General features: G+C 63.9%; 15 protein-coding genes. 3 read left to right on the top strand and 12 right to left on the bottom strand.

The window, feature by feature from the left end:
• Positions 1-127: 127 nt before the first annotated feature.
• The 5 genes from AC097A_RS16790 to AC097A_RS16770 all read right to left on the bottom strand — a co-directional run bounded on the left by AC097A_RS16790 (position 128) and on the right by AC097A_RS16770 (position 5,318).
• Positions 128-1,045: an alpha/beta hydrolase gene (locus AC097A_RS16790; protein WP_479621717.1), complete on the bottom strand. Its 918-nt coding sequence runs from the start codon at positions 1,043-1,045 to the stop codon at positions 128-130.
• Between the two features lie 208 nt (positions 1,046-1,253).
• Complete coding sequence (locus AC097A_RS16785; protein ID WP_479621716.1) at positions 1,254-1,856, bottom strand: TetR/AcrR family transcriptional regulator; 603 nt, start codon at positions 1,854-1,856, stop codon at positions 1,254-1,256.
• A gap of 58 nt (positions 1,857-1,914) precedes the next feature.
• On the bottom strand, positions 1,915-2,814 hold the full coding sequence (locus tag AC097A_RS16780) for a LysR substrate-binding domain-containing protein (RefSeq protein ID WP_479621715.1): 900 nt from the start codon (positions 2,812-2,814) through the stop codon (positions 1,915-1,917).
• 9 nt (positions 2,815-2,823) lie between these two features.
• Positions 2,824-3,627, bottom strand: a complete 804-nt coding sequence (locus AC097A_RS16775) for a carbon-nitrogen hydrolase family protein (RefSeq protein ID WP_479621714.1) — start codon at positions 3,625-3,627, stop codon at positions 2,824-2,826.
• Positions 3,628-3,632: 5 nt separating this feature from the next.
• Positions 3,633-5,318, bottom strand: a complete 1,686-nt coding sequence (locus AC097A_RS16770) for a flavin monoamine oxidase family protein (protein WP_479621713.1) — start codon at positions 5,316-5,318, stop codon at positions 3,633-3,635.
• 202 nt (positions 5,319-5,520) lie between these two features.
• On the opposite strand from AC097A_RS16770, the gene AC097A_RS16765 reads away from it, so the two are divergent.
• Together AC097A_RS16765 and AC097A_RS16760 are read left to right on the top strand one after the other, a co-directional pair.
• Entirely contained in the window at positions 5,521-6,717 is a 1,197-nt protein-coding gene (locus AC097A_RS16765; RefSeq protein WP_479621778.1) for an acyl-CoA dehydrogenase, read from the top strand.
• A 50-nt stretch (positions 6,718-6,767) separates the two neighbouring features.
• Positions 6,768-7,805 (top strand): LacI family DNA-binding transcriptional regulator, encoded by a 1,038-nt coding sequence (locus AC097A_RS16760; protein ID WP_105261831.1) that lies wholly within the window; start codon positions 6,768-6,770, stop codon positions 7,803-7,805.
• A 37-nt stretch (positions 7,806-7,842) separates the two neighbouring features.
• Here AC097A_RS16760 and AC097A_RS16755 read toward each other — a convergent pair whose 3' ends face one another.
• The 6 genes from AC097A_RS16755 to AC097A_RS16730 all read right to left on the bottom strand — a co-directional run bounded on the left by AC097A_RS16755 (position 7,843) and on the right by AC097A_RS16730 (position 14,720).
• On the bottom strand, positions 7,843-9,153 hold the full coding sequence (locus AC097A_RS16755) for a GH1 family beta-glucosidase (RefSeq protein ID WP_479621712.1): 1,311 nt from the start codon (positions 9,151-9,153) through the stop codon (positions 7,843-7,845).
• A gap of 30 nt (positions 9,154-9,183) precedes the next feature.
• Entirely contained in the window at positions 9,184-10,539 is a 1,356-nt protein-coding gene (locus AC097A_RS16750; protein ID WP_479621711.1) for a GH1 family beta-glucosidase, read from the bottom strand.
• Complete coding sequence (locus AC097A_RS16745) at positions 10,539-11,621, bottom strand: ABC transporter ATP-binding protein (protein WP_479621710.1); 1,083 nt, start codon at positions 11,619-11,621, stop codon at positions 10,539-10,541. The genes AC097A_RS16750 and AC097A_RS16745 overlap by 1 nt, the downstream gene beginning before the upstream one ends.
• A gap of 7 nt (positions 11,622-11,628) precedes the next feature.
• Complete coding sequence (locus AC097A_RS16740; RefSeq protein WP_479621709.1) at positions 11,629-12,516, bottom strand: carbohydrate ABC transporter permease; 888 nt, start codon at positions 12,514-12,516, stop codon at positions 11,629-11,631.
• A complete protein-coding gene (locus AC097A_RS16735; RefSeq protein WP_479621708.1) occupies positions 12,513-13,406 on the bottom strand; it encodes a carbohydrate ABC transporter permease in 894 nt (297 codons plus the stop codon). Before AC097A_RS16735 ends, AC097A_RS16740 begins: the two co-directional genes overlap by 4 nt.
• 81 nt (positions 13,407-13,487) lie before the next feature.
• Complete coding sequence (locus AC097A_RS16730) at positions 13,488-14,720, bottom strand: ABC transporter substrate-binding protein (protein WP_105261825.1); 1,233 nt, start codon at positions 14,718-14,720, stop codon at positions 13,488-13,490.
• A 222-nt stretch (positions 14,721-14,942) separates the two neighbouring features.
• On the opposite strand from AC097A_RS16730, the gene AC097A_RS16725 reads away from it, so the two are divergent.
• On the top strand, positions 14,943-16,214 hold the full coding sequence (locus AC097A_RS16725) for a CaiB/BaiF CoA transferase family protein (RefSeq protein WP_479621707.1): 1,272 nt from the start codon (positions 14,943-14,945) through the stop codon (positions 16,212-16,214).
• A gap of 23 nt (positions 16,215-16,237) precedes the next feature.
• Here AC097A_RS16725 and AC097A_RS16720 read toward each other — a convergent pair whose 3' ends face one another.
• A complete protein-coding gene (locus AC097A_RS16720; RefSeq protein WP_479621706.1) occupies positions 16,238-18,199 on the bottom strand; it encodes an ATP-binding cassette domain-containing protein in 1,962 nt (653 codons plus the stop codon).
• Positions 18,200-18,227: the final 28 nt, after the last annotated feature.

Here is an 18,227-nt window from a genome sequence, read left to right as displayed (position 1 = left end):
TGGCAACTCCTTTAAAAACTGACCGTTTGGTCAAGTCATGAGGTGCATGCTAGCAATCCACGTGCCACGCTGTAACTAGGGGTTTGCCCGCAACCCCGTGGCACCGGGGTTGCGGCCGGTTGGCCGGTCAGGCCAAAAAATTAACCACGACCTGCGCCACCAGGGCATCGCGCAACAAGCGGGTGTGGCCCAGGCCGTCGGTGGCCAGCAGCTGCGCACCGGGAATGGCCTCGGCAAAGGCGGTGCCGTCGGCAAAGGGGTTGATGCGGTCGCCCCGGTCATGCACCACCAGCGTGGGCTGGGTGATGCGCGGGCCGCTGGCATCGGGCTCAAACTGGGCCATCACAATGCCCTCGCGCGCCTCGATGCGGCGCTGCAGAGCGGCGCGCATGGGTTCGTGCAGGCCAAACACCTGGGCAAACAGGCGCGTGTATTCGCTTGGGGAGGCAGGGGGCGCCAGCAACACCAGGCGCTGGGTTGGCAGGCCGCGCGCCGCGGCAAAAGCCAGGCCGTTGGCCGCCAGCGAATGGGCCACCACGCCTTGCACGGTGTGGCCCTGCTGGGCGAGCCTAGCCAGCGTGTATTCAATGGCGCGGGCAAATTGCGGCAGGTTGCTCACCCGGCCGGCATTTTTGCCATGGGCCGGCAAATCCAGCAACACCGGGCGCAGGCCCTGCACGATGAGTGCCTGGGCCAGCGGCAGCATCTGGCCCGCATGGCCACCCCAGCCATGCACCAACAGCACGCACGCGCCCTCGGCTGGTGCGCTGCTGGCGGGTGCAGCGGGGTGGCGCAAAGGGTGGTGCAGGGTCAGGCTGGCGTCTTCAAAGGCCCAGCGTTCCTGGGTCCAGTGGCCGGGCCAGGGGCGGTCGCGGCGCAACCAGCGTGGGGGCAGCGGCGTGCCAAACAGGCGGTAGGCTAGGCGCAGGCCCAGCGCCGGCCACAGCCGCTGGGAGGTGCCCAGGGCCAGGCGCAACACGCGGGTGGCGGGGTTACTGGAATAAAAGTCAGAGGTAGCTTGCAGGGCGGTGGTCGTGGTTGACATGGCGGGCTCCGTTTCGTGTCAGTAGTAAATCCAATCCGCATTGCTGCGGGGCAATCCGTCCAACAGCCGGCACAGGCGCAAGCCCAGGTAAAGCACAGCGGCGGTGACGGCGGCAAGCAGGGCAACGATCAGCATGGAACTTCCTTTCTTCGCACAGTCGTGCGAAATTAAAACAAACCAAGGGAACAGGTGGGCATACGGCAAAACCTCAGGTGCGGTAGCTGGCCAGCATGCGCTGCCAAGTGGCTTGGGCGTGCTGGGCGGCGTGGGTGTCGCGCAGAAAGCGCGCATCGTGCAGCAGGGCCATGGCCATGCCGCTGAGTTCGGCCACCAGTTGGCCGGGGTCGGTGTCGGGGCGCAGGTGGCCGGCGTCCACGGCCTGCAGCACGGTGCGGCGCAGCGCGGCACGCCAGCGGGTCACTTCCTGAAACAACAGGTCGCGCAGCTCGCCTTCGCGGTCGTCCAACTCAAAGGCGCCCGCGGTGTACAGGCAGCCGGTGTGCACTTCCACATCGCGCATGCGCACAATCCAGCGCTGCACAATGCCGTCCAGCCGCGGCAGGCCCTTGGGGGCTTGCATGGCGGGCACAAACACATCGGCCAGGAAGCGGCGGCCGTACTCCTCGATGACGGCCTTTTGCAGTGCCTCGCGTGAACCCACGCGGGAGAACACCCCGCTCTTGGACAAACCCGCGCGGTCTGCCACCACCTGCAGGTTGATGGCCTCCAGGCCTTCGTCCGCAGCCAGGTGCAGCGCCGCGTCCACGATGGCGGCGCGGGTTAGTTCACTTTTATGGGTTTTGGCGTCCATAGTGCAAATTTAGCACAATTGTGCGAAATTGCAAATTGACCCAAAAAAAGCGTCTTGACTAAGCTTGGCTGGCCTGTTGCAGCCAGGTGCTGAAGTGTTGCAAGGCGGGTTTATCGTCGCTGCCTTCCGGCAGCACCAGGTAGTAGTGGCGCGCGCCGGGCAGCGGCGCAGGATGGGCCAGCACCAGTTCGCCCCGTGCCAGTTCGGTCTCAATCAGCAAGCGCGGCACCAGCGCCACGCCCATGCCCTGGGCGGCGGCGGCCGTGGTCATGGAAAACTGTTCGTAACGTGGGCCGGACAGGGCCAGCGGCGCCTCCACCTCTTGCGCGGCAAACCAGGCCTGCCAGCTGTCGGGCCGGGTGCTTTGCTGCAGCAGGGGCAGGGTGGCCAGGGTTTTGGCGCTCAGGCTTTTGCGGCCTGTCAGCAGTGTGGGGCTGCACACGGCCACCACGGTCTCCGCCATCAGCGGCATGGCGTGGGTGCCGGCCCAGTGCTGCACTTGGGCTTCGGTGCCGGCGAAGACGGCCGCGTCAAACGGCGTGTCGGCAAACAAGAAGGGGCGGGTGCGGGTTTCGATGTGTACCGTGGTGTCGGGATGCAGCGCGTTGAAGGCCTGTAGCCGGGGAATTAACCAGCGCGCCGCAAACGTAGGCACGCTGGCCAGCTGCACGGTGCCGCCGCGCCCTTGGGTGGACATCAGGTCCAGCGTGTCCTGCTCCAGCCCGCGCAGGCGCAGCGCCACTTGCTGGGCGTAGCGCGCGCCGGCCGTGGTCAGCGCCACGCCATGGCGCGTGCGGCGAAACAGCGGTGTGCCCACCAGCTCTTCCAGCGCGGTGATCTGGCGCGAGACGGCGCTCTGCGTCAGCGCCAGCTCTTGCGCGGCGCGGGTAAAACTTTCGTGGCGGGCCGCGGCGTCAAAACACAGCAGGGCCTGGGTGGCGGGGATTTTGCGGCGCATGTATTGGTGTCAGAGGGTGTGGGGTGGCAGTGCAGCGGCGTCTCGCACATGGCGGTTTGCCGCGCGGGCGGTGCTCAGGCGCGAATCGTCCAGCGTGGCGATCAGCAGCGTAGGCTGCCGGTCCGCCTGCGCCACGGCCTGACCATCCGGTGCGGCCAGCAGGCTCAGGCCGCCGTAGTGCACATCGCCTTCGGCGCCCATGTAGTTGGCGTAGGCCACATACAGCTGGTTCTCGTAAGCGCGCACGGGCACCAGGGCCTGGGCCACAAAGTCGTATTCCGGCATATTGGCTGTGGGCACCACGATGAGGTCGGCCCCGGCCAACGCCAGGCGGCGCGTAGCCTCAGGAAACTCCACGTCGTAGCAAATCAGCAGGCCAATGGTCCAGCCCTGCAAGGTGAACGTCGCAGCGCTGGGTGCACCGGCGGCAAACTGCTGGCGGTCCAGATCGCCAAACAAATAGGTTTTGCGGTAGTTCAGGCAGCGTTGGCCCTGCGCGCTAACCCACTGCGCGGCGTTGAAGACCGCACCGCTGGCGTCCCGTTCGGGGTAGCCATAGACCACGGCCACGTGATGGCGCTGCGCGATGACGGCCACGGCCTGGGCCCAGGCGCCATCGGCCGGCTGGGCCAACTGTTGCACCGCCGCGGCCCCAATGGCGTAGCCGCTGATAAACATCTCGGGGCATACCAGCACTTGGGCGCCGGCTGCGGCGGCTTGCTGCGCGGCTTGGTCCAGGCGTTGCAGGTTGCCGGCCACGTCTAGCGGGGCAGGTGCGCATTGCAGCAGGGCCAGGGTGAGGGGCGTGCGCATGGCCATCAGTCCGGCAGGGCCATGGGACCCAGCTCCGCAAACACATCACCGGGGCCGGGGTTGCTTGCATGCGTCTGGCCACCCAGGTGGTGGACGATGCCCCATACCGCGTTCAGCGAGGTCTGTACCGCGCCCTCTACCCAGGCTGGTGTCCACGACACATCGTCGCCCGCGATGAACAGGCCTTTTTGCTCGGCAGGGAAAGGGTCTTGCATAAAGTGCGCGTACATGCGCTGGTTGTAACGGTAATGGCCGGGCAGCGCACCCTTGAAGGCACCCAGAAAAAACGGATCCGCCTCCCACGACACACAAATGGGGTCACCAATGATGTGGCTCGCAATGTCCACCTTGGGGTAGATCTTCTTCAGCGCCTGAAGGGCAAGCTTCACGCGCTTCTCGGGCGACTGGGGTAGCATCTTGAGCGCATCACCCATCCACGCATACGACAGGCAGATGACGGCAGGTTGGTCCGGCCCGTTGTCAAACAGATAAGTGCCGCGCGTGAGCCGGTCGGTCAGTGTCATGCTCATCACATCACGGCCAGTGTCGGGGTCTTTGTCCTTCCAGAACGGGCGGTCCACCATGACAAAGGTCTTGCTGGACTGCATGTAGCGCGTGCGGTCTAGCGCCATCCACATCTTTTGCGAGAACAGCGACTCTTCCACCGCAATTTGCGTGGTGAGCAGCCAGCTCTGGCAGGTGGTCAGCACGGCGCTGTAGTGGCGTGTGTCGCCCCAACAATCGGTCACGGCCAGGCGGCCATCGGCGGCGCGGGCAATGCTGGCCACCCCGGCACGGGTGGCGCCTGCGTGCAGGCTTTGCAGTGTGGTGCCGGCGGGCCAGTGGGTGATTTGCGTAGGGGCATGGCGCCACAGGCCGTGGGGCACCTGGTCGGCCCCGCCCACAATGAGGCGCTGTTCGTCGTCGCAGTTGGTCAGCACCACACGCAGGATTTCGAGCATCGAGTTGGGAAAGTCCGAATCCCAGCCCCCCGTGCCAAAACCCACCTGGCCAAAAATCTCGCGGTGGCGGAACGACAGCTTGGAAAACGCCTGGGAGCTGGCAATGAAGTCGTAAAACGTGCGGTCGTCCCACAGCGGCACCAGCGTGTTCCACAGGCGCTTAAGCGTGGGCACATTGCGTGTGCGGATGGCGTCCTGCATGTCCGAAAAGCGGGCATCGTCTTCCAGCGCCTGGGCCCAGGCCTCGGCCACCTCGCGGAACACGGCGGGCAGGTCGGACAGAGACTGTGCGTAGTGCGTCTCGCCTTCTAGATCAATCACGGTGCTGCCGGAGGCGGGTGTCAGCGGGTTGGGGAAGGGCCGTGTCTGCAGGCCCAGTTGATTCACGTAGTGGTAGAAGGCCGTGCCCGACACGGGGAAGCGCATGCCGCCCAGCTCGGCCACGGTGTCCTTGGTGCCCTCAAAGACTTGCGAGCGCAGGCGGCCGCCCATTTTTGACGCCTCGTAGACCACGGGCTTGAGGCCTAGCTTCATGAGCTCGTAGGCCGCCACCATGCCCGCCATTCCCGCGCCCACAATGGCTACTTCTTCGCCCAGGCGCGACGCGGGCAGCTGACCCAAGCCCGCGGGGTGGGCAATCCAGTCGTCAAATGCGAAAGGGAAATCCGGTCCAAAAATAGTGACCGGTGGGCGTTTTTCGGCTGCAGTGGTCTGAGTGGTGTTGCCCATGGCAAGAAGCCCCAAAACAAAAACACACTATGGCATAGGCATGCGTGAATCGCAAGATAACGGATTGGTTGTTATGGCTGGAGCAATGCGTCCCAAGGGATTAAAAATGCACAACTCGCATACCTGGGTGCAAAAGCCTTGATTGTGTGAACCGGGCCCACGGGCTACCATAGCCATCCCGATGACCGACTGGAGCCCCCTCATGCCGCACGCCGCTTTCAACTGGCAAGACCCCTTTTTGCTGGACAGCCAGCTCAGCGATGACGAACGGATGGTGCGGGACGCCGCCGCTGCCTATTGCCAGGACAAGTTGCTGCCACGTGTGACGCAGGCCTTCCGTGAAGGCAGCACCGACCCCGCGATCTTTAGAGAGATGGGCGCCTTGGGTTTGCTGGGCCCCACGATTCCCGAACAGTACGGTGGCCCGGGTCTCAACTACGTGGCCTACGGCCTGATTGCGCGCGAAGTGGAGCGCGTGGACAGCGGCTACCGCAGCATGATGAGCGTGCAGAGCAGCCTGGTGATGGTGCCCATCTTTGAATTTGGTACCGAGGCGCAAAAACAAAAGTACCTGCCCAAGCTGGCCACCGGTGAATACATTGGCTGCTTCGGCCTGACCGAGCCCGACCATGGCTCGGACCCCGGCAGCATGGCGACGCGTGCCCACAAGGTGGCGGGCGGCTACAAGCTGAGTGGCAGCAAGATGTGGATCAGCAACAGCCCGATTGCCGATGTGTTTGTGGTCTGGGCTAAAGAGGTGAGTGAGGGCGGCAAGGTCGGTCCCATCCGCGGCTTTGTGCTCGAAAAAGGCATGGTCGGGCTGAGCGCCCCCGCCATCCACGGCAAGGTGGGCCTGCGCGCCAGCATCACCGGCGAGATCGTGATGGACGGTGTGTTTTGCCCCGAAGAAAACGCCTTCCCCGAAGTGCAGGGCCTTAAAGGTCCGTTCACCTGCCTGAACAGTGCGCGCTACGGCATTGCCTGGGGTGCACTGGGCGCGGCAGAAGACTGCTGGTTTCGCTCCCGCCAGTACACGCTGGACCGCAAGCAGTTTGGCCGCCCGCTGGCCGCCAACCAGCTGATCCAGAAGAAGCTGGCCGACATGCAAACCGAAATCGCGCTGGGCCTGCAAGGCTGCCTGCGGCTGGGCCGCATGAAGGACGAGGGCACAGCGTCGGTGGAGATTACCTCCATTCTCAAGCGCAACAGCTGCGGCAAGGCGCTGGACATTGCGCGCCTGGCGCGCGACATGATGGGCGGCAATGGCATTAGCGACGAGTTTGGCGTGGCGCGCCATTTGGTGAACCTGGAAGTGGTGAACACCTACGAGGGCACACACGACATCCATGCGCTGATTTTGGGACGGGCACAGACGGGGATTGCAGCCTTTGCCAACTGAGAGGGTGGGGCTGCGCATGGGCAGGCGCATCGCATAAACTCGCCAGGGTTATGGCCTCTCCTTCCGATACGTTTCCCATCGCTCCTGAGCCGGTCACCTTGCTGGATGTGGCCCGCGCGGCGGGAGTGTCGGCCAGCACGGTGTCGCGCATCCTCAATGGCACGGCCAAAGTGGCGCCAGCAAAGCGTGAAGCGGTGGAAGAGGCCATCCGCCGCCTCCACTTCAAACCCAATCTGTTTGCACGCAGCCTGAAGACCGGCATCACCATGACGGTGGGTGTGCTCACCCAGGCCATCGAAAGCCAGTTTTACTCGCGTGCGCTCAAGGGTATCGAGATGGGGCTGGCCGAGAGTGGCCATTCGTCCATCATTGTGAGCGGCCACTGGAATGCCGAGGCCGACGTGGCCAGTCTGAAGCTGCTGACCTCGCGCCGTGTGGACGGTGTGATCATCCTGACCGGCAACATTGCAGACAGCGAGGTGCTGGCGGTGGCACAGCAGCAGCCGGTGGTGATTACCGAGCGGCAGCTGGAAGGCCCGAATGTGCGCTCCATCAACCTGGACCAACAGCGTGGCGGTTACCTGGCGACGCAGCACCTGCTGGCCCTGGGCCACACCCGCATTGCCCACCTGGCCGGCGTAGAAGATCGGCCTGATGCCCAGCAACGCTACCTGGGTTACCTGCAGGCGCACGAGGAAGCGGGTGTAACGCCCAACCCCCGCTGTGTGGTGCGTGGCAACTTCACCGACAAGGGGGGTTACCTGGCCGCGCAAAAGCTGCTGGACAGCGGGGAGTCCTTTACCGCCATTTTTTGTGCCAACGACGAGTCTGCCCTGGGCGCGCGCTTGGCGCTGTACCAGCGCGGCATCCGGGTGCCCGAAGACGTATCGCTGGTGGGGTTTGACGATCTGCCCATGTGCAACTACATGACGCCACCGCTGACCAGCGTGCGCCAGCCGGTGTACGAGGTGGGCCTGTACGCGGCCCACACCCTGCTGGAGATGATGGGTTACCCCAGCGAGGCGGTGCAGGTGCCGCCACTGGAGCTGATGGTTCGCCAGACCACGCGGGCCCTGCCCACCACATAAAGGCCCCCCAGCGTGGGGCGGCCCTGTGCGAATACCTTTATGCGGCGCGGTGCTGCGCAATCAGGGCGCGGTACCAGTGGGCGCTGTCCTTGGCGGTACGCACCTGGGTGGCATAGTCCACATAAAACAGGCCAAAACGCTTGTCGTAACCCGAATCCCACTCGAAGTTGTCCATCAGGCTCCAGTAGAAGAAGCCTTGCACGTTGACACCCGCAGCCATGGCGTCCAACAGCGCTTGCAAATGGGTGCGCATGTAGTCAATGCGGCGTGGGTCAGCCACTTTGCCGTCTACCACCGCATCGGGGGATGCAAAGCCGTTCTCGGTGATGAAGATGGGGGGCAGGGTGTAGTCGGTGTGGATTTGCACGAGCAGATCGCGCAGGCCCTGGGCGTAGTTTTCCCAGCCCATGTCAGACACGCCATGGGCGTTGGGCGCGGGCACGGGCGGCGTGGCCGCAGAGCTCCAGATGCGGGTGTAGTAGTTGATGCCCAGGAAGTCCATGGGTTGCGCGATGGTGTCCATGTCACCGGCCTGCACCACGTCGCATACCGGCAGGTCGGCGCCTTCGGGGTAGGCCTTCTTGAACAGCGGGTCCATGTACCAGCGCACAAACATGGCGTATTCCTTGGCGGCCAGGGCTTTGTCGGCGGCACTGTCGGTGGCTGGGATGGCGGGCGACTGGTTCAGCACAATGCCCAGCGGCGCTTTCACACCCGCGCCGCGCATGGCCTGCAGTGCCAGGCCGTGTGAAAGCAGCAGGTGGTGCGCCACGCGCAGCATGACCTTCTGGTCTTGGATACCTGGTGCAAAGCGGCCCAACTCGTTGCCCAGCACCGCGGTGCACCAGGGTTCGTTGTGGGTGCAGATGCTGGCGGCGCGGTCGCCCAGGCGCTCGCCCATCACGCGGGCGTATTCGGCAAAGTGCAGCGCTGTTTCGCGCGACTCCCAACCACCGCGGTCTTGCAGGCCCTGGGGCAGGTCCCAGTGGTAAAGCGTGATGTGGGGCGCAATGCCACGTGCCAGCAGGCCGTCGACCAGGCGGTCGTAAAAAGCCAGGCCTTCAGGGTTCCAGGCGCCGTAGCCCAGGGGCTGCACGCGTGGCCAGGCAATGGAGAAGCGGTAGCTGTCCACGCCCAAGCTCTGGATCAGGTTCAGGTCTTCTTCCAGGCGGTGGTAGTGGTCGCAGGCCACATCGCCGGTGTCGCCGTTCAGCACTTTGCCGGGGGTGTGCGAATAGGTGTCCCAGATCGACGGGCCACGGCCGCCTTCGTTGGCGGCGCCCTCGATTTGGTAGGCACTGGTGGCCACGCCCCAGTGGAAGGTAGAGGGAAAGTTCAGTGTGCTCATAGGTAAACCAAGTGGTGAAGTTGAAAGGTATCAGATCGTCCGGTGGCGCGTAATGAACTCACGCAGCCAGAGGGCACTGTCTTTGGGGGTTCGGGTCTGGGTGGCGTAGTCCACATGGCACAGGCCAAAGCGTTGGGTGTAGCCCTTGCCCCATTCGTAGTTGTCCATCAGGCTCCAGCCCAACCAGGCCTGCAACGGAACACCCTGGGCCAGAGCCTGGGCGCAAGCCTCCAGATGTTCTTGCAGGTAACGCACACGCACCGGATCGTGCACGCGGCCTGCGTGCACGTGGTCGTCCAGCGCGGCACCGTTCTCGGCCACGTACAGGTTGGCAGGCGCGTATTCGCGGTGGATGCGCACCAGCATCTGGCGCAGGCCTTCGGGAAACACCTCCCAACCCATGGTGGTGTAGGTGGCACCGTCCACCGACACCTCGCGCGCATGGGGGAAAGGCAGGGCGCCGTCGTGCACGACATGGCCACGCGTGTAGTAGTTGATGCCCAGTGCGTCCAGCGGCTGGCAGATAGTCTGCAGGTCATCGGCGTGCACCACGGGCACCAGGTCGCCATGGGCTTGCCACACGTCCTGCGGGTAGTGGCCGTGGAAGATCGGGTCCAGAAACCAGCGGTTGAACACGCCATCGGCCATCTGCACGGCGTGGGTGGTCTCAGTGCGGGTGTCAGCCGCGTAGTAGGGCTTCACGTCCAGCACCACCCCCACCTGCGCCGTGCGGGTGTGGGCGCGCAGGGCGGGCACTGCCAGGCCGTGCGCCAGCAGCAGGTGGTGGGCGGCCTGCAGGGCCATGCCGCGGTCTTGCAGGCCGGGCGCGTGGCGGCCCTCTTGGTAACCCACGGTGGCGCTGCAGCGTGGCTCGTTGAGCGTGGCATAGCTGTGCACCCGGTCGCCCAGGCGGCGCGCCACCACCTCGGCAAATTCGGCAAAGGCGTGGCAGGTATCACGGCGCAGCCAGCCGCCCTGCGCATGCAGGGCCAACGGCAGGTCCCAGTGGTACAGCGTGGCGTAGGGCGTGATGCCACGTGCCAGCAGTTGGTCCACCAGGCGGTCGTAAAAGTCCAGGCCCGGGGTGTTGACGGTGCCGCGCCCGGTGGGCAGCACACGTGGCCAGGCTACCGAGAAGCGGTAGGCCGTGTGGCCCAGCGACTGGATGAGCGCCACATCACTTTCCATGCGGTGGTAGTGGTCGCAGGCCACGTCGCCGGTGCTGCCATCGGCAATGCGGCCGCTGTTGTGGGCAAAGCTGTCCCACATGCTCAAGCCACGGCCGTCGGCATGCACAGCGCCCTCGATCTGGTAGGCGCTGGTGGCCGCGCCGAAGAGGAATTCCTTCGGGAAGGCCTGTGGGTCTGGCAGGGTGTGTGCTGGCATCACAGGCGGTCCTGGGTACTGGGGTCAAACAGCGAGACGCGGTGCGCTGCCAGCGTCACGTACACCTCGGCGCCAGCGGGCGCTGCCAGCGTGCTGTCGGTGGTCAGGCCCAGCTGCTGTGCACCGACCTGCAGCCACAACACCTGGTTGGGGCCCATGGGTTCGACCAAGCGCACGCGCGCCTGTAGGTGGTGGTTGCCGGGCTGCGTGGCCGCGCTCAGGTCCTCCGGGCGGATGCCCAGCACCACGGGCTGGCCGTCCAGGGGGACCTGCGCAAAGGCGTAGGCCGACACATCCAGGCTCACCGTGTCGTTGACAAAGCGCACACCCTGGCCACCGGTGTGCAGGCGGCCTTCGATGAAGTTCATGCTGGGCGAACCCAGGAAGCCGGCCACGTACATATTGGCCGGCTTGCCGTAGACCACGGCGGGGGCGTCGATCTGCTGGATCTTGCCGCCGCGCATCACCGCAATGCGGCTGGCCAGTGTCATGGCCTCGACCTGGTCGTGGGTGACATAGACCATGGTGGCGCCCAGGCTGGCGTGCAGCTCTTTCAGCTCGCGGCGCAGTTCTGAGCGCAGTTTGGCGTCCAGGTTGGAGAGCGGTTCGTCAAACAGAAACACCGCGGCCTCGCGCACCAGGGCCCGGCCAATGGCCACGCGCTGGCGCTGGCCGCCCGAGAGGTTGGCGGGCTTGCGCTGCAGCAGCTCGGTCAGGTGCAGCATGCTGGCTGCGCGCTCCACGCGCTTGGCAATCTCGGCCTTGGGCACGCCACTGATGCGGGGGCCGAAGGCCATGTTTTTCTCCACCGTCATGGTGGGGTAGAGCGCGTAACTCTGGAACACCATGCCGATGCCACGGTCCTTGGGGTCGGCCCAAGTCACGTCCTGGCCACCAATGGCAATGCTGCCGTCGGTCACGTCAATCAGCCCTGCAATGCTGTGCAGCAGGGTGGACTTGCCGCAGCCTGAAGGGCCCAGCAGCACCAGAAACTCGCCTTCCTGCACTTCCAGGTTGAGCTGGCTGATGACGTGGTTGTTACCCAGCGTGATGTCGAGGGATTGGATGGAAATGGAAGCCATGAAGAAATCAACCTTTGACGGCGCCGGAGGCAATGCCGCGAACAAACCAGCGCCCGGAGACGAGGTAAATGAGGAGAGGAACCGCCGAGGTGAGGATGGTGGCGGCCATGTTGACGTTGTAGGCGCGCTCGCCAAACGTGCTGTTGACGATGTTGTTGAGCTGCACCGTCATGGGCGAAAACTCGGTGCCACCGAAGGTGAGGCCCAGCAGGTAGTCGTTCCAGATGTTGGTGACCTGCATGATGGTGGCCACGATGGCGATCGGGGCTGACATGGGCAACATCAGCTCCAGAAAGATGCGCCAGAAACCACCACCATCAATGCGGGCGGCCTTGAACAATTCGTCCGGGATGGCGCTGTAGTAGTTGCGGAACAGCAGCGTCATGACCGGCATGCCAAAGATGGTGTGGATCACCACGATGGCGGGCAAGGAACCAAACAGGCCTACCGCCGACAGCATGCGCACCAGCGGGTACAGGATGACCTGGTAAGGCACAAACACCGCAATCAGCAGAATGGCAAACAGCGCGTTGGCATAGCGTGATTTCCAGAACGAGAGCGCGTAGCCGTTGATGGCGCCGATCAGGATCGACACGATGGTGCTGGGCACCACGATCTGCACCGAGTTCCAGAAGCCCACGCGCAGGCCTTTGCATTCCAGTCCGGTGCAGGCGCTGGACCAGGCGGTGAACCAGGCCTCCAGCGTGGGCGCCATGGGCAGCGCAAAGATGGAGCTTTCGCGGATTTCGGGCATTGTCTTGAAGGACGTGACCAGCATCACATACAGCGGCAGCAAAAAGAAAGCCGCCGCACTCAAGAGGAAGGCATAGGTGCCAATTCGGGCCGGAGTCCAGGTGGAACGTGCGCGACGTGCTATGGTTTTTGTAGTATTCATGCCCTGCCTCCCTGGGCCTGGTGCTTGCGCACAAAGTAGTAGGGCACCAAGAGCGCCAGCACCGTGGCCAGCATCACCACCGAGGCGGCCGAGGCCAGGCCAATGGCGCCGCGCTGGAACAGGTGGTCCAGAATGAACTTGGCCGGCACCTCGCTGGCCAGGCCGGGGCCGCCACCGGTCATGGAGTTGACGGTGTCGTAGACCTTGATGGCCGCAATGGCTTGCAAGATGAAAGCGGTGGCCACGGCGCCGCGGATCATGGGCAGCACGATGCTCACGTAGACGCGCCAGGTGGGAATGCCGTCCAGGCGGCTGGCCTTCCAGATCTCGCTGTCCACCCCGCGCAGACCGGCCAGCAAAACGGCCATGACCAGGCCCGAGGCCTGCCACACGGCGGCGATAACGATGCAGTACATCACCTTGTCCTGGCTCACGATCCAATCGACCGTGACATCGGCAAAGCCCAGGCTGCGCAGGGCTGACTGCAAGCCCATGGTGGGGTTGAGCATCCACTGCCAGACCAGGCCGGTGACCACAAAAGACATGGCGTAGGGGTAGAGAAAAATGCTGCGAAACAGGCTCTCGGCCCGGATTTTCTGGTCGATGAAGACCGCCATCAAAAAGCCCAGCACCATGCACAGGCTAATGGCCAGCACGCCGTACACCACCAGGTTGTTCACCGAGATAAGCCAGCGCTCATTGGCAAAGAGCTTGTTGTACTGCAGCAGGCCGACGAACTCGGCCTTGGGAAACATCCGGGAACTGGTAAACGAAATACCGATGGACCACACCACGGTGGTCAGGTAGCCAACCAGGGCCGTCACGGCCATGGGCAGCAGGGCCACTATGAGCCACCAGTTCGGTGGTCGCCCCCGCTTGAGCTTGTGCATATACAGAGAACCTACAGAGTCAAAGTCAAAACACACCGCAGTGCACCACCGGGGCAGCGCACTGCGGTGAAGGTGAGGGGTTTAGCCCTTCAGGATGGCCGCAAAGGCCTTGGCTGCGTCGTCCACAGACTGGTCGGTGTTCCAGAACTTGGTGATGGCGTCGTCAATCTGGCCCTTCTTTTCGGGGGCTACTGACTGGTTGGGCGACGCGAGATGGCGTGCGGGATCTTTCAGCGCGGTTACACCCTGCTGGCTGCAGATGTCGAGCTTGCCCATGTCCACATCGGTACGGATGGGGATGGAGCCCTTCTTGGCGTTGAAGGCCACTTGCACGGCTGGCGATGTGGCCACGGTGGCGAACAGCTGCTGGGCTTTGATGGCGTTGGCGTCCTTGGTCTTGGGGAACACAAACACATCGCCTTCAATCATGTAGGGCGCCTTGGCACCCCAGCCGGGGAAGCAGCCAAAGTCCTTGCCGGCGGTTTGTTTGGCCACGGCAAATTCGCCCTTGGCCCAGTCACCCATGACTTGGAAACCGGCCTTGTTGGAGATCACCATGGCGGTGGCCACGTTCCAGTCGCGGTTGGGGGAGCCTGCATCCACATAACCCTTGAGGCGCTTGAAGTCGCTCAGGATCTTCTTGAACTCGGCCGAGGTGGCCACGGCACCGTCGGTGCTAGCGTAGAACTTGCGGTACAGGTCGGCGCCACCAGCGGTGTGCAAGATGGCGTTGAACAGAATGCCTTCTTGCCAAGTCTGGCCACCCAGAGCCAGGGGAATAGCACCCGAGGCCTTGATCTTGTCCAGCGCGGCGAAAAACTGCTCCATGCTCTGCGGCTCGGCGGTCACGCCGGCCTTGGCCAGCACCGCCTTGGAATACCAGAACCACGAGGGGTTGTGGATGTTCACCGGCATGGCGAAGTACTTGCCGTTGATCTTGACGAACTTCTTCAATGGCTCGGGAAAGATCTTGTCCCAGCCTTCTTTGACAGCCACGGCGTCGATATCGTTCAACAGGCCTTCGGCCACCACCTCGTGGTACTGCTTGGAGGTGTTGAACTGGGCCACGGTGGGCGGCTTGCCGCCAGCAATACGGTTCAGCGTGGTGTTGCGGGCGTTGTCGCCACCGGCAATGGCGGTGTCTACCCAGGTGCCGCCAGCGGCCTTGTAGGCGGCGGCCAGCTCTTGTACGGCGGCAGATTCGCCGCCCGAGGTCCACCAGTGGATCACTTCGGCAGTTTGGGCCATGGCGCTACCGGCCAGGCCCATGCTGGCGGCCAATACGGCCAGGGTGCTGTGTTTGAAAGTGCGCATCGCTGTCTCCTGAAAAGTTGTTGGGTACGAAAACACGGGACCACATGAAATCGTTGCCAATCGGCAAAAAGAACGCTTGAAAACGTTTTCAAGATAGAAATTAAAGAATTTATGCAGTTACCTGTCAACGCCAAAACCGCTTCCGGTTGCCAAACTCAGGGAAAACACCGAGCGTTTTGGGCGGGTAACATGGGCTTTTCCGCCTTTCGCGAGTTCTTCACCATGCAAGCCACTTCCCCCCCAAGCCCTGTGCCCACCGGTGCCCTGAGCCATCTCAAGGTGCTGGACCTGTCCCGCGTGCTGGCCGGCCCCTGGTGCACACAAATGCTGGCCGACCTGGGCGCCGATGTGGTGAAGGTGGAGCGGCCCGAGGTGGGCGACGACACGCGCCACTGGGGGCCACCTTTCCTGCAGGACGCGCGCGGCCACGACACGGCGCACGCCAGTTACTTCACGGCTTGCAACCGCAACAAACGCTCCATCACCATCGACATCGCCAAGGCGGAGGGCCAGGCGCTGATCCGCCAGATGGCTTTGCAGAGCGACATCTTGGTGGAGAACTTCAAGGTAGGGGGCTTGGCGCACTACGGGTTGGATTACGCCAGTCTGAAGGAAGTGAACCCGCGCCTGATTTATTGCTCCATCACCGGCTTTGGCCAGACCGGCCCCTACGCCGAGCGCGCGGGTTACGACCTCATGGTGCAGGCCATGAGCGGCATGATGAGCATCACCGGCCGGCCCGATGGTGAACCCGGTGGCGGCCCGCAGCGCGCGGGCGTGGCCATTACCGATGTGTTCACCGGCATCTACGCCACCAGCGCCATCCTGGCCGCGGTGGAAATGCGCCACCGCACGGGGCAGGGCCAGCACATCGACATGGCGCTGTTAGACGTGGGCATGGCCATCTTGGCCAACCAGGCCGCGGGCTTTTTGAATACCGGCCAGGTGCCGCAGCGCATGGGCAACGCCCACCCCAGCCTGGTGCCCTACCAGGACTTTCCCACGGCGGACGGCGCCATGCTGCTGGCTGTGGGCAACGATGGGCAGTTTGCCCGTTTCAGCGCGGCGGCGGGCCACCCCGAGTGGGCGCAAGACCCGCGCTTTGGCACCAACACCGAACGCGTGGCCCACCGCGCCACGCTGATTCCGATCCTGCGGGAGGTCACGCGCTGGCGCACCACGGCCGAGTGGATTGCGCTGCTGGAGGACAAGGCCGTGCCCTGCGGCCCCATCAACACCATGGACCAGGCCTTTGCCGACGCCCAGGTGCAGGCCCGTGGTTTGGTGCAAAAACAGGTCCTAACGCCCGTAGCTACTGCGCAAACAGCTATTGAAAGCATAGCAACCGTGGCCAGCCCGCTGCGCTTGGGCGACGCACCAGTACAGCTGCGCCATGCGCCGCCCGCGCTGGGCGAGCACACCGACGACGTGTTGGCGGGGCTGGGGCTGGACGCCGCGGCGATTGCCGCGCTGCGCGCAGCCAAGGTGGTGTAAGCAGCCCCGGCGCTGAAACAGCTTCAGGCCTTGCCCAGCGTTTCCCAACGCTCCAGCGCGTTCATCAGTTCCTCGTCGATCTGCGCATTGCGCTCGGACAGGGCGATGGCGCGTGCGTTGTCGCTGGCGTAGAGGCTGCCGTCGGCCAGGGCCTCGGTGATGTCCTTCTGCTCGGCTTCTAGCACGGCAATCTGCTCGGGCAGGGCGTCCAGCTCGCGCTGTTCCTTGAAGCTGAGTTTCTTGGCCTTCGTGGGGGCGGGCGCCGCCGGTGCAGCCGCACTCACCTGGGCGGTGGCTTGCTCTTGTTTTTGCAGCTGCTCGCGCTCGTAGTTAAAGGGCTTGGCCGTTGTTTTGCCTTGGGCCGCGTTAATGGCGTTGGCGCGTTTGGTCTGGATCAACCAGTCGCTCACGCCACCTTCGTACTCGCGCCACTTGGCATCGCCTTCGTAGGCAATGGTGCTGGTGACGACGTTGTCCAAGAAGGTCCGGTCGTGGCTGACCAGGAACACCGTGCCGTCGTAGTTTTGCAGCAGGTCTTCCAGCAGTTCCAGTGTGTCGATGTCCAGGTCATTGGTCGGCTCGTCCAGCACCAGCACGTTGGCGGGGCGGGCGAACAGGCGGGCCAGCAGCAGGCGGTTGCGCTCGCCACCGGAGAGTGAACGAACAGGGGAGGTCGCGCGCGCTGGCGAGAACAAAAAATCACCCAAGTAGCTCTTGCGGTGTTTCTTCTGGTTGCCAATTTCGATCCACTCGGAGCCGGGGCTGATGAAGTCTTCCAGCGTCGCGTCCAGGTCCAGCGCGTTGCGCATCTGGTCGAAGTAGGCGACGGTGATGTTCGCACCCTGGCGCACCGTGCCCCAGGGGCTGTGGCCGGGTTCGGGCTTGGGGGAGTTGGCGGGCGCCGGGTCTGCCTTATGGTCGCCCAGAATCAGCTTGAGCAGCGTGGTCTTGCCCGCGCCGTTGGGGCCTAGCAGGCCAATCTTGTCGCCACGCAAGATGGTGGCGGTGAAGTTGTCCACGATCTTGCGGTCGCCAAAAGTTTTGGACACGTGCGTGAGTTCAGCCACCAGCTTGCCGCTCTTGTCGCCGGTGTTCACGTCCATATTCACGCTGCCGACCACATCGCGGCGCGCTTCGCGTTTGCTGCGCAGCTCGTCCAGGCGCACGATGCGCGCGGTAGCACGGGTGCGGCGCGCTTCGACGCCCTTGCGAATCCACACCTCTTCTTGCGCCAGCAGTTTGTCGGCCTTGGCGTTGATGACCGCCTCTTGCGCCAGCTGTTCTTCTTTCTGCAGCAGGTAGGCGGCAAAGTTGCCGGGGTAACTCATCAGCTTGCCGCGGTCCAGCTCGACGATGCGCGTGGCCACGTTATCAAGGAAGGACCGGTCGTGGGTGATGGTGATGATGGAGCCTTTGAAATCGACCAGCAGGCCTTCCAGCCATTCAATACTGTCCAAATCCAGGTGGTTGGTCGGCTCGTCGAGCAGCAGCACATCGGGCTGGGCCACCAGGGCCTGGGCCAATGCCACACGCTTTTTGGTACCGCCGGACAGGGTGCTCACAATCGCATCGGGGTTCAGGTGCAAGCGCTGCAGCGTCTCGTTGACGCGCTGTTCCCAGTTCCAGCCGTCCAGGGTTTCGATCTCGCTTTGCATCGCATCCAGGTCGCCATGACCTAGGCAATACTCTTCAATCAGTCCGATAACCCGCTCCAGTCCTGCGCGAACAGCTATGAAAACCGTAGCATCTCCATCCAGCTGCGGCTCTTGCGCAACGTAAGAAATACGGGTGCCGCCCTGCACTTGCAGCGTGCCGTCGTCCGGCTTCTCCATACCGCCCAAAATCTTGAGCATGGAGGATTTGCCCGCGCCGTTGCGGCCGATCAGGCCCACGCGTTCCTGCGTTTCGAGGGAAAAATCAGCGTGGTCGAGCAGGGGGACGTGCCCAAATGCCAGCTGGGCGTCGAGAAGGGTAATAAGTGCCATAAGGATCCGGTGTAGCCCCCGATTATCC

It is taken from the genome of Rhodoferax sp. XS2R6, from assembly GCF_056521365.1.
The sequence above is the reverse complement of the archived record's forward strand: the minus strand, read 5'-3'. Positions and strand labels throughout refer to the sequence as shown.

Excerpts from the sequence above, each read along its gene's own strand:
- AC097A_RS16790 (WP_479621717.1), bottom strand. The coding sequence starts at position 1,045 with ATGTCAACCACGACCACCGCCCTGCAAGCTACCTCTGACTTTTATTCC.
- AC097A_RS16785 (WP_479621716.1), bottom strand. The coding sequence starts at position 1,856 with ATGGACGCCAAAACCCATAAAAGTGAACTAACCCGCGCCGCCATCGTG.
- AC097A_RS16780 (WP_479621715.1), bottom strand. The coding sequence starts at position 2,814 with ATGCGCCGCAAAATCCCCGCCACCCAGGCCCTGCTGTGTTTTGACGCC.
- AC097A_RS16775 (WP_479621714.1), bottom strand. The coding sequence starts at position 3,627 with ATGCGCACGCCCCTCACCCTGGCCCTGCTGCAATGCGCACCTGCCCCG.
- AC097A_RS16770 (WP_479621713.1), bottom strand. The coding sequence starts at position 5,318 with ATGGGCAACACCACTCAGACCACTGCAGCCGAAAAACGCCCACCGGTC.
- AC097A_RS16765 (WP_479621778.1), top strand. The coding sequence starts at position 5,521 with ATGCCGCACGCCGCTTTCAACTGGCAAGACCCCTTTTTGCTGGACAGC.
- AC097A_RS16760 (WP_105261831.1), top strand. The coding sequence starts at position 6,768 with ATGGCCTCTCCTTCCGATACGTTTCCCATCGCTCCTGAGCCGGTCACC.
- AC097A_RS16755 (WP_479621712.1), bottom strand. The coding sequence starts at position 9,153 with ATGAGCACACTGAACTTTCCCTCTACCTTCCACTGGGGCGTGGCCACC.
- AC097A_RS16750 (WP_479621711.1), bottom strand. The coding sequence starts at position 10,539 with ATGCCAGCACACACCCTGCCAGACCCACAGGCCTTCCCGAAGGAATTC.
- AC097A_RS16745 (WP_479621710.1), bottom strand. The coding sequence starts at position 11,621 with ATGGCTTCCATTTCCATCCAATCCCTCGACATCACGCTGGGTAACAAC.
- AC097A_RS16740 (WP_479621709.1), bottom strand. The coding sequence starts at position 12,516 with ATGAATACTACAAAAACCATAGCACGTCGCGCACGTTCCACCTGGACT.
- AC097A_RS16735 (WP_479621708.1), bottom strand. The coding sequence starts at position 13,406 with ATGCACAAGCTCAAGCGGGGGCGACCACCGAACTGGTGGCTCATAGTG.
- AC097A_RS16730 (WP_105261825.1), bottom strand. The coding sequence starts at position 14,720 with ATGCGCACTTTCAAACACAGCACCCTGGCCGTATTGGCCGCCAGCATG.
- AC097A_RS16725 (WP_479621707.1), top strand. The coding sequence starts at position 14,943 with ATGCAAGCCACTTCCCCCCCAAGCCCTGTGCCCACCGGTGCCCTGAGC.
- AC097A_RS16720 (WP_479621706.1), bottom strand. The coding sequence starts at position 18,199 with ATGGCACTTATTACCCTTCTCGACGCCCAGCTGGCATTTGGGCACGTC.